Source organism: Nonomuraea sp. NPDC050202, assembly GCF_040656115.1.
Lineage (GTDB): Bacteria > Actinomycetota > Actinomycetes > Streptosporangiales > Streptosporangiaceae > Nonomuraea.
Genome location: NZ_JBFALF010000011.1, coordinates 259,261 through 272,781, shown reverse-complemented (window position 1 = coordinate 272,781; position 13,521 = coordinate 259,261). Strand labels below are relative to the sequence as shown.

At 73.5% G+C, this 13,521-nt stretch carries 12 protein-coding genes; 6 read left to right on the top strand and 6 right to left on the bottom strand.

What is annotated here, in order from left to right:
• The first annotated feature begins 92 nt into the window (after window positions 1-92).
• From AB0I79_RS28810 to AB0I79_RS28800, 3 genes are all read left to right on the top strand, one after another.
• Complete coding sequence (locus AB0I79_RS28810) at window positions 93-218, top strand: hypothetical protein (protein WP_357878994.1); 126 nt, start codon at window positions 93-95, stop codon at window positions 216-218.
• A 172-nt stretch (window positions 219-390) separates the two neighbouring features.
• A complete protein-coding gene (locus AB0I79_RS28805; RefSeq protein ID WP_357878991.1) occupies window positions 391-1,656 on the top strand; it encodes a molybdopterin-binding protein in 1,266 nt (421 codons plus the stop codon).
• A 272-nt stretch (window positions 1,657-1,928) separates the two neighbouring features.
• Complete coding sequence (locus tag AB0I79_RS28800) at window positions 1,929-3,224, top strand: response regulator transcription factor (RefSeq protein WP_357878988.1); 1,296 nt, start codon at window positions 1,929-1,931, stop codon at window positions 3,222-3,224.
• Window positions 3,225-3,445: 221 nt separating this feature from the next.
• Here AB0I79_RS28800 and AB0I79_RS28795 read toward each other — a convergent pair whose 3' ends face one another.
• Genes AB0I79_RS28795 through AB0I79_RS28780 form a run of 4 tightly spaced genes read right to left on the bottom strand, consistent with a single transcriptional unit; the run spans window position 3,446 to window position 7,314 of the window.
• On the bottom strand, window positions 3,446-4,276 hold the full coding sequence (locus AB0I79_RS28795; protein ID WP_357878985.1) for a TIM barrel protein: 831 nt from the start codon (window positions 4,274-4,276) through the stop codon (window positions 3,446-3,448).
• Window positions 4,273-5,109 (bottom strand): carbohydrate ABC transporter permease, encoded by an 837-nt coding sequence (locus AB0I79_RS28790; RefSeq protein ID WP_357878982.1) that lies wholly within the window; start codon window positions 5,107-5,109, stop codon window positions 4,273-4,275. The genes AB0I79_RS28795 and AB0I79_RS28790 overlap by 4 nt, the downstream gene beginning before the upstream one ends.
• Complete coding sequence (locus AB0I79_RS28785; protein WP_357878979.1) at window positions 5,103-5,990, bottom strand: sugar ABC transporter permease; 888 nt, start codon at window positions 5,988-5,990, stop codon at window positions 5,103-5,105. Before AB0I79_RS28785 ends, AB0I79_RS28790 begins: the two co-directional genes overlap by 7 nt.
• A 10-nt stretch (window positions 5,991-6,000) precedes the next feature.
• On the bottom strand, window positions 6,001-7,314 hold the full coding sequence (locus AB0I79_RS28780) for an ABC transporter substrate-binding protein (RefSeq protein ID WP_357878976.1): 1,314 nt from the start codon (window positions 7,312-7,314) through the stop codon (window positions 6,001-6,003).
• Between the two features lie 258 nt (window positions 7,315-7,572).
• Here AB0I79_RS28780 and AB0I79_RS28775 point away from each other — a divergent pair, with 258 nt between their 5' ends.
• Genes AB0I79_RS28775 through AB0I79_RS28765 form a run of 3 tightly spaced genes read left to right on the top strand, consistent with a single transcriptional unit; the run spans window position 7,573 to window position 10,587 of the window.
• Window positions 7,573-8,574 (top strand): SIS domain-containing protein, encoded by a 1,002-nt coding sequence (locus tag AB0I79_RS28775; RefSeq protein ID WP_357878973.1) that lies wholly within the window; start codon window positions 7,573-7,575, stop codon window positions 8,572-8,574.
• 4 nt (window positions 8,575-8,578) lie between these two features.
• Window positions 8,579-9,436, top strand: a complete 858-nt coding sequence (locus tag AB0I79_RS28770) for a PfkB family carbohydrate kinase (protein WP_357878970.1) — start codon at window positions 8,579-8,581, stop codon at window positions 9,434-9,436.
• Window positions 9,437-9,468: 32 nt separating this feature from the next.
• Window positions 9,469-10,587, top strand: a complete 1,119-nt coding sequence (locus AB0I79_RS28765) for a LacI family DNA-binding transcriptional regulator (protein WP_357878967.1) — start codon at window positions 9,469-9,471, stop codon at window positions 10,585-10,587.
• Here the strand turns inward: AB0I79_RS28765 and AB0I79_RS28760 are convergent.
• Both AB0I79_RS28760 and AB0I79_RS28755 read right to left on the bottom strand, forming a co-directional pair.
• Window positions 10,568-12,229 (bottom strand): helix-turn-helix domain-containing protein, encoded by a 1,662-nt coding sequence (locus AB0I79_RS28760; protein WP_357878964.1) that lies wholly within the window; start codon window positions 12,227-12,229, stop codon window positions 10,568-10,570. The two genes, AB0I79_RS28765 and AB0I79_RS28760, sit on opposite strands and share 20 nt — an antisense overlap.
• Before the next feature lie 31 nt (window positions 12,230-12,260).
• The gene (locus tag AB0I79_RS28755) at window positions 12,261-13,442 is read right to left on the bottom strand and encodes a DUF917 domain-containing protein (protein ID WP_357878961.1); all 1,182 of its coding nucleotides are present in this window, start codon (window positions 13,440-13,442) and stop codon (window positions 12,261-12,263) included.
• Window positions 13,443-13,521: the final 79 nt, after the last annotated feature.

Below are 13,521 nucleotides of genomic sequence, written 5' to 3'. Positions count from 1 at the left end.
GCGCCGCCCAGCAGGAGGAGGCCGCCGAAGGCGACGACGTTGGCGTTGAAGACCCAGGGCAGGTTTCCTGGGAGAAGCCGAGGTCCTGTTGGATGCGGGGCAGTGCCACGCCGATGATCGACGTGTCCATGATCACGATGAACTGGGCCGTGGCGATCAGGGCCAGGGCGGTCCAGCGCCGGGGGGATGGTGTGGACATGGGGTTCATGTACCCATAGGGGGTATGTGTGAGGGCTAATCAATACCACTTGGTGGTATCTGTCAAGCCCGTCTGGCCGAGGTACCGGGGCAGGGCCGGTGGGCCGACTTGCGGGTAGCGAGCCGCGGATGGGAACGTGAGGCGTGGTCACGGCAGCCGATCAAGAAACCCGACGGGACGTCGCCTGGGCGATGGCGAGACAGCTCGCGCACGCGGCGGCCGAGCCTGCGCCGCCCGTGCGGGTGGCCCTCGGCGAGGCGTCGGGCCTCACACTCGCGCAGGACCTCGTCGTGGCGACGCCGCTACCGGCCTTCGACACCTCCGCCATGGACGGCTTCGCCGTGTCGGGCGCCGGGCCGTGGACGATCGTCGGCAGCGCCCGGCCCGGCCGGCCGTGGACGGGCCGGCGGCTGGCGGCCGGGGACGCCGTGGAGATCTCGACCGGGGCCGTCGTCCCTCCCGGCACCTGGGCGGTGCTGCCGGTCGAGTCGGCCGCCGTCCGCGACGGCCGCGTCACCGGCCCCGACGAGCCAGGCGAGGCTCCTGACGGCCAGCTCGGAGGTCGCGGCGAGCCGGGCGCGGCTTGTGACGGCCAGGCCGGAGGTCGCGATGAGCCGGGCGCGGCTCGTGACGGCCGGGTCGCCGCTCCCGGCCTGGCGCGTGGCAAGCACATCCGGTACACCGGGGAGGACGCGCCCGCTGGCACGCGCCTCGCGCCTGCCGGCACCCCGGTGGGCCCGGCGCTGCTCGGCCTGGCCGCCTCCTGCGGCTACGACGAGCTGCTGGTCCACCGCGCGCCCGCCGTCCGGGCGATCGTCACCGGGGACGAGCTGGCCCATCACGGCCTGCCCGGGCCAGGACGGGTGCGCGACGCGCTCGGCCCGCTGCTGCCGCCGCTCATCGCCGAACTGGGAGGCCGCCTCGACGGCCTCGTCCACGTGCCCGACCAGCCCGTCTCCGCGCTGGCCGAGGCGGTGGAGTCGGCGGCCGGCGCCGAGGTCGTCGTGGTCACCGGATCGACGTCGGTCGGCGTCACCGACGGGCTGCGCCGCCTGCTCGCCGAACGCGACGCCCGCTGGGTCGTCGACTCGGTCGCGTGCCGTCCGGGTCACCCCGCCCTGCTCGCCCGGCCGCGCGGCGGCCCGTACGTCGTCGGCCTGCCCGGCAACCCGTTCGCCGCACTGGCCGCCGCGCACACCCTGCTCGGCCCGCTCCTCGCGGGGCTGTCCGGCCGCGCGCTCGGCGACCTGCCGCAGGCTCCGCTGACCTCCCGGCTCCCGGTGCCCGCCGGTCGCACCCGCATCGTCCCGGTCGTCTGGGACGGCCCCGGCGTGCGGGCTCTCGGCGGCGACCGCCCGGCGTTCCTCAACGGCGCGGCCCTGGCCGACGCCCTCGCGGCGGTCCCGCACGGCCACGAGCCCGGCCGGCCGGTGCCGCTGCTCCTCCTGCGCGGCTGAGCGCCGGCCAGAGCTCGGGTACGGCCCGCGCGGCGTGCGGGTGGCGTGACGGAAGCGGCGCGGCGTGCGGGTGGCGTGGCAGAAGCGGCGCGGCGTGGCGGAAGCCGAGCGGCGTGGCGGAAGCCGAGCGGCGTGCGGGTGGCGTGGCGGACGCCGAGCGGCTGCACGGTGTGGCTCGATCGAGGGCCGTGACGGCGTAGTTCCCTGGAACTAGGCAGGTCAGTGCCCGCGCGCGATGTGCCGGGCACAGGCCCGTCCCTACGCTCGGACCCGTGCTGAAACGCCTGATCCCCGCCCTGCTCGCGCTGGCGGCCGTGCTCGCCTGGGCGGCTCCCGCCCTGGCGCACGGCCGCAGCGGCGAGGCCGACGCGCGCTTCGCCCAGACCATCGCCGGCATGGAGCTGACGGTGGTGGTGCGGTCCGGCCTGCAGGTGCCCGCCCCGCTGCAGGTGGACGTGGTGGCGCACGACGCCGGGCGGGGCGGCAGGGTCGAGCTGACGCCGCGCTCCGCAGGGACGGGCCGCTCCTCGTCCGGCGCCGCCGAGGTGCGGGAGGGCGGGCCGGGCATGTACCCGGTGGTCCTGCGGGCGGAGCGGGTGGGCCCGCACGAGCTGGAGGTGCGGGCCGGTGGCGAGCGGTCGGTGCTGCCGTTCGACCTGCTGGTGCCGGGGGCGCCGCTGTGGGAGGTGGTCGTGTACGCGGCCTTCGCCTGCGCCGCGGTGGCCCTGATCGGGGCCCTGGCGGGAGCGGCGCTGTCGCGGCGGGGGATGGCCGGGGCGTGCACCGTCGCGTTCGTGGTCGCGACGGCCGGGGCGTTCACCGCGGGCGGGCTGTCGCCGTGGTTCGCGCCCCCGGTGCCTGACGGGGCGCCGGCGGTGACGGAGCGGGAGCAGCTGCTCGGCAGGCCGAACGCGCAGCCGCTGGTCGAGGTGGAGCCGGAGCGGCCGGGGGCGTACGGGGAGTTCCGGCTGCGGGTGACCCTGTTCGACGGCGCCACCGGCCGTCCCGCCGTCGAGGCCGCCGCCGCGCACGAGCCGGACGTGGTGCTGATGGACATCCGGCTGCCTGGCATGGACGGCATCGAGGCCACCCGCCGCATCGTGGCGCGGGGCGGGCCGTCCCGGGTGCTGATCCTGACCACGTACGACCTGGACAGCTACGTCTACGCGGGCCTCCAGGCGGGGGCCAGCGGGTTCCTGCTGAAGGACGCGCCGGGGGAGCGGATCCGTGACGGCATCCGGATCGTCGCCTCCGGCCAGTCGGTGCTGGCGCCCGAGGCGACGACCCGGATGATCGAGGCGTTGCAGCCCATGCTGCCCACCGAGGAGGACCGCCTGCTGCTGGCGGCGGCGGGGCGGCTGACCGGGCGCGAGCGCGAGGTGTGCGGGCTGATCGCCCTGGGCCTGTCGAACGACGAGATCGCGGCGCGGCTGGTCATCAGCCGGTACACGGTGAAGGTGCACGTGTCGAGCATCCTGGCCAAGCTCGGCCTGCCCGACCGGGTGCACGTCCTGCTCGCCTGGTCCCGGCTGCGCCCGCACTGGCCGGAGGCGGAACGATCGCCCTGACGGCCCGCCGCAGGCATCGGATGGTAAAAGCCTGCTCCACGGTTGCGCCTGATGTCCTCAGAAGATGGGGGCGTGAAGAGGGGGCGTGATGTGCTCGAAGAGGGTGTGCGTGCGGCAGGCCCCACCTCCAGAGGGCGTAGTGGTCGGCCCGGAACACAGGACCGGCCACTACGCCCTCACGCGCCTGCGGCCCTCGGCCGAGCGCGGTGGCGGGATCGATCTCAGCCGGTGAAGCCGCGGCACGCGTCCAGGCAGCGCTCCACGGCGGCCCGCGGCGCCATGGCGTACGTGCCGTCCCCGAACAGCTCGAACGTCATGAGCCCGCGATACCCCCGCCGGTCCAGCGCCTCCAGGAAGCCGGCCAGCGGCAGCTCCCCGTCGCCCCACGTCAGGTGCCCGGCGGGCCGGCCGTCGATGAGGTGCACGTGCCGTACGCGGTCGCCGAGCGCGTCGAAGTAGTCGTCCACGCTCTCGCCGGCCACGGCCATGGCCACGGTGTCCAGCACGGCGCCCAGGTTCGGCGCGCCGATCTCGCCGATCATCCTGGCCAGCGCCCGTGAGTCGTTGACCAGGTTCGACTCGACGCGCTGCAGCGCCTCCAGCACGCACGTCACGCCGAGCGTCCCGGCGTACGCGGTGATCTCGCCGATCGCGTCGGCCGAGCGGCGCCAGGCGGCCGCCACCGGCTCGTCCTCGAAGCCGCGCCCCGGCGTGAGCAGCAGCAGCTCCGCCCCGAGCTCGGCGCAGAGCTCGGCGGCGCGGCGGAACATCGCCACGCTGCGCGCCCGCAGCCCGATGTCCGGGGAGGCCAGGTTGACCGGGTACATCACCTGCTCGGGCGTGAGGCAGGCGACGGTCATGCCGCGCGACCCGGCGCGGCGGCGGATGGCCCGCGCCCCGGCGTCGCTCAGCTCGGGGACGTGGAGCTGCGGCGCGATGCCCCACAGCTCCAGCCGTTCCCGGCCGAGGTCGGCCATGTCGTCGAGGAAGCGGTCGAACGGCAGATGCTGGTAGGCGAAGTTCGATCCGGTGAAACGGGCAGGCTCGATCATTTGCCGATCCCATCTGCGAGGCCCTTGACGATGTAGCGCTGGCCGAGGAAGAACAGCAGCACCACCGGCAGCGCGGCGATCACCATCCCGGCGAACACCACCGGGTAGTCGGTGCCGTGCTTGCTCATCAGGCTCGTCAGCCCGACGGGCAGGGTCTGCACGCCGGAGCCGCTGGTGAAGATCATCGCGAACAGGTACTCGTTCCAGGTGAACAGGATGTGCAGCAGCACCGTCGAGGTGAGGATGGGCTTGCACATCGGCAGGATGATCCGCCAGAACGCCGTCCACCGGCCCGCGCCGTCCATCTCGGCGGCCTCGTCCACCTCGCGCGGCAGGTCGATCATGTACGCCCTGATGAGGAACGTGGTGAACGGGATGCGGAAGGCGGTGTAGAGGATGAGCAGCGCCCAGAACGTGTTGTACAGCCCCATCGCCTGGAACAGCTTCACCAGCGGCACCAGCGCCACGGTCGGGGCGAGCATCAGGCCGCCGAGCACGACCGCCGTGAGCGTCCTGTTCAGCGGGACGTCCACGCGCGTCAGCCCGTAGGCGGCCCACGCGCTGATGAACACGGTGGCGACGGTCGAGGTCACCGTGACGAGCACGCTGGTGGTGAGGTAGTCGCTGACGCCGCGGTTCCACGCCTTGGCGTAGTTGCCGAAGCTCCAGTCCAGCGGCAGCGCGAACGGGTCGCCGAACAGCTCGGCGTTGGTCTTGAACCCGTTGAGCGTCATCCACAGCAGCGGGTAGAGCACCACCACGGCCAGGGCCAGCAGGAACGCCCACATGAACACGCGGGCGATCACCCCGAGGAAGCTCAGGCGCGTCACCATTCCACCCTTCTCCTGCGGGTGACCCAGAGCTGCGCCACCGCCACGCCGAGCGTGATCACGAACAGCACAGTCGCGATCGCGGCGGCGTACCCGAAGTTGTTGCGCACGAACCCGCTGCGGTACAGCCAGGTGCCCAGCACCTGCGTCGAGTTGTCCGGGCCGCCGGCCGTCATCACCATGACCTCGTTGAACACCTGGAACGCGCCGGAGAGCGTGACGATCGCCATGAGCCCGGTCATCTCCCGCACGAGCGGCACCGTGATCCGGAAGAAGCGGCCGACCGCGCCGACGCCGTCGATGGCGGCGGCGCCGTAGATCTCCGCCGGGATGCGCTGGATCGCCACCGCGAACAGCAGCGTCGAGTAGCCGAAGCCCTGCCACTGGCTCATCGCGATGATCGACGACATGGCCGTGCTCTCCTGCCCCAGCCACGCCTGCGCGAGCTCGCCGAGCCCGACGGCCTTCAGCGCGTGGTTGAGCGGCCCCAGGTTCGGCTCGTAGATGAAGTAGAACAGCAGGCCGGCGACGGTCAGGGAGATCGCCGACGGGATGAAGTAGATCGCCCGCAGCGCGCGCTGCCACCGCTCGCTCCGCACGCCCTCGATGAGCGCGGCCAGCAGGAGCGCGCCGAACACCTGGAAGACGATGGAGACCACCGCGTACAGCACGTTGTTGCCCAGCGACGACCAGAAGACGGGGTCCTCGACCAGCTTGGCGTAGTTGCCGAGGCCGACGTACTCCTGGCTGCCGCTGTAGATGTCCCACTTCAGCGTGCTGAACTGCAGGTTCTGCACGAGGGGGAGGTAGACGAACACTCCGACCAGCACGAGGGCGGGGACGACCCACGCGAGCCCGAGTGTCCTTCGCAGGGTGGCGCGCACGCGGGAGCTCCTACCTGGCGGCGTTCGAGGCCTGGCGGACACTTTCGAGCACCTGCTCCGCCGTCTTGCCGCCACTGATGAGCGCCTCGCCGCCGGCCAGCCACGCGTCGGCCACCTCGGGGACGGTGACGGTGTCGAGCCAGATCGCCAGCTTGGGCGCCTTGTTGACGAGCTGCACGCCCTCGTGGACGGCCTTGCTGGAGGTCTCCTCCGTGACCGCGCCGACGACGGTGCTGGGCTGCCCGTACGGCGGCGCCGACAGCGTCTTGGCGTTCTCCAGGCTGGTGGCGAACTTCATGAAGTCCACCGCGAGCGCGACCCTGGGCGACTTGGCGTTGATCAGGTAACCCTCCGGTGAGCCCTCCAGCACCGTGCCGTCTCCGGGCGCGTTCCGCGGCACCGGGAGCTGGAAGATGCCGAAGTCGTCCGGCTTGACCTTGGCCGACGTCGCGTTGTCGAACTCCAGGATCTCCTGGTAGTACATGGCGGCCTTGCCGTTGGCGAACGCCTCCTGGGCGGAGCTGTAGAGCACGCCGTTGGTGCCGCTCCTGGTGTCGGTGCACTGGTCGACCAGGGTCTTGAACTGGTTGAGCGCGGTGACGTAGCCGGGGTCGTCGAGCTTGGCGGTGGCCGGGGCGAAGTCGGCCTGCAGCGTGGCGTCCGGCACGTTGTAGGCGAAGAGCTGCTGCAGGTAGTGCAGGGCCGGCCAGCCGTCCTTGTTGCCGAAGGCGATGGGCTCGTACCCGGCCTTGCGCAGCGGCCCGCAGGCGGCGATGAGCTCCTCGAACGTCTTGGGCGGGGCGACGCCCGCCTTGTCGAAGGCGCTCTTGCTGTATCCCATGAACTTGCCGTTGCCGTACAGCGGGATCCCGTAGTTCTTGCCGTCGCGGGCGAAGGCGGCCAGCGAGCCGGGGCTGAAGGTCTTGCCCCACGTGGTGTCCGGGCCGATCACCGCGGTCAGGTCGGCGGCCCGGCCGCCGCGGATGTAGTTGTCGGCCCAGTTTCCGGTCCAGGTGAAGTAGATGTCGGGCAGCGCGTCGGAGGCGGTGAGCGTCTTGAGCTTGTCCTTGACGCTCTGGTCGGTCTCCTGGATCAGCTCGAACTTCACCTGCGGGTGCTGCTTGGTGTACGCGGCGGCGAGGTTCTCGAAGTAGGGGCCCGTGGGGTCGCCGGCGAACTTGGTGAGGATGCTCAGCGTGCCGGAGAACTCCGGCGTGGCGGCGGCGTCGGCCTTGGGGGCCTGGGTGGTTCCGCCGCCGGAGCAGGCGGCCAGCGTGAGTGTCCCGAGGAGTGCCGCGAACGTCGGCAGGGCGCGAGGGCGCATGGGCTTCCTTTCTCCACCGGTGCGTGGTGTTGGCCGACCATACAGCTCGTCTGATACCGGTACCAGACCCGTTCGCCAAGATCTTTCATTCGTTAACCTCGCGTGACCTGAAGGGAGGTGATGTAGTCGCAGCTCAGAACGGCATCTCGGCGGACGGCTGTTGACGCCGCGCGGTGGCCTGTGCCAACGTGACCCCCGCGTGATACCGGTATCAGGTCCCGATCAGGCGGACGCCGGGTTCTGCGAAAGGATGCGACGATGCTCGGATTCGACGAGCCGGAATTTCTCTCCCAGGTGGCGAGCGCGGTGGCCCTGCGCCCTCAGATCGAGGAGCTGGTCGACCGGCTCGTGGACGAGGGGTTCGACACCCTGCTCCTGGTCGGGGCCGGCGGCACGTACGCGCAGATGTGGCCGTACGAGCACCTCGCCCGGCGTGCCTCGGCGCTCGACGTGCGCGCCGTGATCGCCGCCGAGCTGATCGCCTCCGGTGACGCCCGGCTGGGCGAGCGCACGGTGGCGCTGTTCACCTCGGTCTCGGGCACGACCGACGACAGCGTGCGGGCCATCGAGTACTGCAAGTCCAAGGGGGCGTACACGATCTCCTTCACCGGCCACCCCGACTCGCCCGTGGCCGCCAACGTGGACACGGCGCTGGTCTCCCGGCCCAAGACCTGGCCGTTCGACTTCCAGCTCCTGCTGTTCATGGGCAGGCTGCTGGCGCGCCGCGGCGAGTTCGACGGCTACGACAAGCTCGCCGGCGAGCTGGCCGGGATCCCGGAGATCCTCGTCGAGGTGGCCAGGCAGGCCGAGCCGGTGGCCGCCGCGTTCGCCGACGCTCACAAGGACAGCGACTACTACTTCCTCATCGGCGGCGGCAACCTCTGGGGCTTCACCTACCTCTACTCCATGTGCATCCTCGAGGAGATGCAGTGGCTGCGCACCACCCGCGTGCACAGCGCCGAGTTCTTCCACGGCTCGCTGGAGCTGCTGGAGGAGGACACCAGCGTCATCGTCTTCCAGGGCGAGGACGAGACCCGCGCCCTGACCGACCGCGCCGAGGCCTTCGCCAGGCGCGTCTCCAAGGACGTCACGGTCTTCGACACCCGCGACTACCCGCTCACCGGGATCAGCCCCGAGTTCCGCGGCCTGCTCGCGCCGCTCGTGCTCGACACCGTCATGAGCCGGGTCAGCAAGCACCTGGAGCGGGTCCGCGACCACTCGCTCGACCTGCGCCGCTACTACCGGGTCATGGACTACTGAGCCGATGAGAGTGCTCGGCTTCGGCGACAACATCGTCGACCGGTTCGTCGACCGGGGCATCGACTACCCCGGCGGGAACAGCGTCAACGTCGCCGTCTACGCCCGCAGGCTCGGCGTCGAGTCCGCCTACCTCGGGGTCTTCGGCGACGACGGGCTCGGGGCGTTCCTGCGCGACGCGATCGCCGCCGAGGGCGTGGCCGTGGACCGCTGCGTCGTCCGCGCGGGCGAGAGCGGCGTCTCCCGCCTGCGCGTGGACGACGGCGAGCGCGTCTTCCTGGGCTGGAACGGCGGCGGCGTCACCGTACGCGAGCCGCTGGCGCTCGACGCGGACCTGCTCGGCTACCTGGGCGGCTTCGACCTGGTGCACTCCAGCGTCTACTCGCGCAGCGAGCCGGAGCTGCCCAAGCTGGCCGGGCTCGGCCCCCTGGTCAGCTTCGACCTGTCCAGCGAGGAGGAGTACCGCGACCCGGACTACCTCGACCGGGTCTGCCCGCACGCCGACCTGGTGCTGCTGTCCTGCTCCCACCTCGACGAGGACGCCACGGCGGACCTGCTCGCCGAGGCCGTACGCCGGGGGGCCGGGCTCGCGCTCGGCACCCGCGGCGTGGCCGGCGCCTTCGCCCATGACGGGAACGTCACCGTGTCGGCCCCGGCCTGGCTCGCCGAGGACATCGTGGACACGATGGGCTGCGGCGACGCCTTCCTCGCCGGGTTCGCCGTCTCGCTGCTGCGCGACGGCTGGGCCGCCGGTCATCCGGCGGCGCCCGCCGCGATCGAGCGGGCGCTGCACGGGGGCGCGGAGGCGGCGCACGCGCAGTGCTTCGTCGAAGGCGCCTTCGGGCACGGCCGTACCAGCGCGTAGCTAGCATGATTCAGTGACAAGGGACGGGATCCATGCCGACTGACCGCGGCCAGGCGGGGCCGACGATCTCCGAGGTGGCGGCGGAGGCCGGTGTGGGCAGGGCCACGGCGGCGCGCACGCTGGGCGGCTACGGATACGTCAGCCCCGAGCTGCGCGCCCGCGTGCTCGCGGCGGCGGAGAAGCTCGGCTACCGCGCCAACGCGCTCGCGCGCAGCATGTCCACCGGGGTGAGCCACACCCTGGGCGTCATCGTGGCCGACATCGGCAACCCGTTCTTCGCCGGGCTGCTGCGGGGCGTCTCCGACACCTCGCGGGCGCGGGGGTTCGACGTGATCGTGCTGAGCACGTACGAGAACCTGCAGGAGGAGGTGGCGGCCACCAACGTGCTCATCGACAAGCGCGTCGACGGCGTCATCGTGGCCTCGGCCGCGCTCGGCCGCGACCAGGTCGCGCACCTCAAGGCCGCCATCGACCGGGGCATCCCGGTCGTGCTCGTCGACCGCGCCGTCTCCGCGCTCGACCTCGACTCCGTCGTCATCGACAACCGCGACGCCGCCCGCGAGGCGGTGGAGGTGCTCATCGCCGCCGGGCACCGGCGCATCGGCTTCGTCTGGGGGCCTCCCGTGGCCGAGGCGCCGGCCACCAGGCGCGAGCTGCTGACGGCGGCCTCGCGCAACCTGTGGACCGACGGCGAGCGGCTGCGCGGCTACCTCGACGCCCTCGACGACGCGCACATCCCGTTCGACCCGCAGCTCGTGATGGTCGGGCCGAAGACCGAGGAGCGCGTCGTCACCGAGGTCGGCCGCATGCTCGCGCTGCCCGACCGGGTCACCGCCGTGTTCTGCTCCGAGACCGACGGCATGACCGGCTCGCTGCGCGCGCTGCGGAAGGCGGGGCTGTCGTACCCGGACGACGTGGCGCTGATCGGGTTCGACGACAGCGCGTGGGCGGCGGTGATGGAGCCGCCGCTCACGATGATCGCGCAGCCGGTGCACGAGCTGGGCGCCAAGGCGGCCCAGGTCCTGCTCGACATCCTCGGCGGGGCCGAGCCCGCGCGCGAGATGCACACCCTGCGCTCCCGGCTCATCCACCGCTCCTCGGTCGCGCCGCCGGTCTTCCGTGACGGCGGGGTCAGCGGCCGGGCAGGGTGACCGTGCGGCAGGCGAGGTGGAGGGCCAGGCGTTCGTCCCGGTGGCCGAGGTCCACGCCCAGCAGCCGCTCCACGCGGTCGATGCGGGCCGCCACGGTGTTGCGGTGCACCCCCAGCACGGCGGCGGTCTCCGCGATCGACGACTCCGCGTCCAGGTAGGCCGACAGCGTACGGATGAGGTCGCCCGGCTGGTCGCGCAGGGGCGCCAGCAGCGCGCGGGCGGCGGGCTCGAAGGTGTCGGTCCTGGTCCACTCCAGCAGGAGCTGCGCCATGCCGAGCTGGTCCACCTGGAGGAAGAAGCCGGCCTCCGGGCGGGTCGCGGCGAGCCTGGCGGCGTCCGTGGCCTCCGCCACCGTGCCGGCCAGCCCCTCCGGCCAGGGGTGCGGCCGGCCGACCCCCATGTGGTCGGCGATCGAGCCGCTCAGCTTCCTGTGGGCGGCGCGCAGCTTGGCCGCCAGGGCGCGGACCCGCGCGGGCGTGGGCTCCTGGGCGAACGTGGTCCAGCCCGTCCAGCCCTCGCCGTGCTCGACGACCACCGCCTCCACGCCCTCCGCGCGCAGGACGCGGGAGATCTCGGCCGTCCACGGCACCAGGTCGAGCGCGGGGACCGCGCCGATGCGCAGGCCGACGTGCCAGCCGCCGAGCTGCCATCCCGCGTCGGCCACCCGCCTGCGCAGCTGGGCCGAGGGCTCGGCGTCCAGCCGCAGCAGGTCGCCCAGCAGCGCGGTACGGGCCCGCGCGTCGCGCTCCAGCTCCACGCGGTGGGCCAGCAGCCAGCGCTGCACCGCGGCGGCGGCCACGGCCAGGGCGGGCGGCACGATCTCGGCCCGCGCCGCCGCCGTGCCCCGCAGCTCGGCCACCAGCCAGAGCGTCGGCCGCGCCGGGTGCGGCAGCAGCGCCGGATGGGCGAGCAGCACCCCGCCGGCCAGCGCCACGCGCTGCGGGACGAACTCGTCCACGCGCACGGCGCCGGGCTCGGTGACCTCCCCCGCCAGCGGCTCCCCTCGGTCGTCGAGCAGCGCCACCGGCACCCCGAGCAGGTCTTTCAGCCTGCGCACCACGTCCTCGGGGGCGCAGGTGCGGTTGTCGAAGGCGCGGTGCGCGGCCAGCACGAGCCGGGCGCGGTCGATCTCCGGCTCGGCCAGCAGCAGCCGGGCGGCGACGACCAGCTCCAGCGGGTCACCGCCCACGGTGCCGAGCAGCGGCAGGCCGAGCCGGTCGGCCAGCAGCAACGTCGCCCGCGACACCTCCGATCCCGACGAGCTCCCGGACCCCGCCGCGGCCCCGGAATCGGTCGTGGTCTCGGAGCCGGTCGTGGTCCCGGTGCCCACCATGGTCCCGGTGCCCGCCGGCGCGCCGGAGCCTGGCGCTGTCCCGGTGCCCGTCGCGGGGCCGCAGGGCACGAGCACGCCCGCGCCGCCGGCGTCCACCACCCGGCGCAGCAACGCGTCCACGCGCCAGTCGGCGGGCTGCGGCGGGTTCGTGACGATGATCAGCTCGTCGGCGGCGACGGCATGACCGGCTGCCGGGCCGGCGACGGGCCGGACGGTGCGTACCGGCGCGTCGAGCCCGGCGGCCCCGGCGAGCACCCGGACCTGACCGCTCCATTCGGGCAGCGCCAGCAGCCTGCGCACGCTGGTCATCGGCGCACCTCCAGAAGTCCCCTCGATCCGGTCACGCTCCCGCCCCCGCTCCCGCCCCGCCGGGCTGAGCGCCACCTTCCGGGAGCGCGCCGCCGGGCTGGGCGCGCCCTTCCGGGCCCGGATCGACGGACTCCCCGCCCCGCTCCAGCAGCACGGGATCGGAGTCCAGCCCGTAGGCGCGCGGGGCGAGAACCCCGATCCTGCCTGGAGCGGTCCAGAACGCCGAGATCGCCACCTGCAGCACCATGACCTCCATACCCACCCGAACCGTGTCCCCCGCGATCGGCACTCCGGTCCGCCGGTCCAGCACCGCGATCACGTCCGGCGTGGACGCCACGACCAGCCCGTCACGCAGCGCGAGCAGGTATTCGTTCTCCATCTCCACCCGCAGCAGCTCACCCGACGCGTGCCCGGTCAGCGTGACGCTGCCGCGCGCGAACCCCGGCCGCCCGTGCACCTCGGGGCCGGGCCGCCGGGTGACCTCCACCACGCGCCCCACGGACAGCACCCGCCCTCCGGTGGCGGCGGCCAGCCGTCCGGGGTCGGGTGACTCGCCGAGGGCGAGGATCTGCCGCCCCAGCCGCACCGCGCCGGACACGGAGCCGGTCACGCAGCAGGCGGCCAGCTCGCCCGCCGGGACGGGGGCGAGGGCGAGCGCCGCCCAGCCGCCCGCGGCGGGCAGGAAGGTGCGGGCGGTGCGCTCCAGGTCGGCGGGCGCGCCGGTGCCCTGCACGAGCACCTGCCCGCTCGGCTCGGCCAGCGCGGCCGGGGTGAGCGGGCGGCCGGCGGCGGCCAGGGAGAGCTGGTCCAGCCGTGGCAGCCCGCGCCCCGACAGGTCGGCGTCCACCGCGCACAGGCCGAGGTCGCAGGCGGCGACCAGCGGCAGGACGCCGTTCAGCCCGCCGATCTCGATGGAGACCAGCGCGTCGGCGCGCTCGCCCGTCCAGCGCTGGATGGCTTCCACGGCGGCGGCGACCTCGTGGCCGCCGGGCAGCTTCTCGGCGAAGACGGCGGTCGCACCGACCACGCCCACCGGCACGACCCGCGCGCCGGGAGGCAGGCCGTCGAGCGGGCGCACGGCGACGTCCAGGCCCTCGGCCAGCCGCCGGCGCAGCAGCGTGGCCGCGGTCCGGCTGTCGCCGCCGCCTCCGGAGCCGAGCACGGCCACGCCCCGCTCCAGCGCGTCCACGTCCGGCGACTCGATGCGCAGCATGCCCTCAGCTTGCCGCACGTGGCCGGCGCGGCGTCGCGCACCCTCAGCGCCGCGCCGGCCCCGCGGCGCGGCCCCGCCG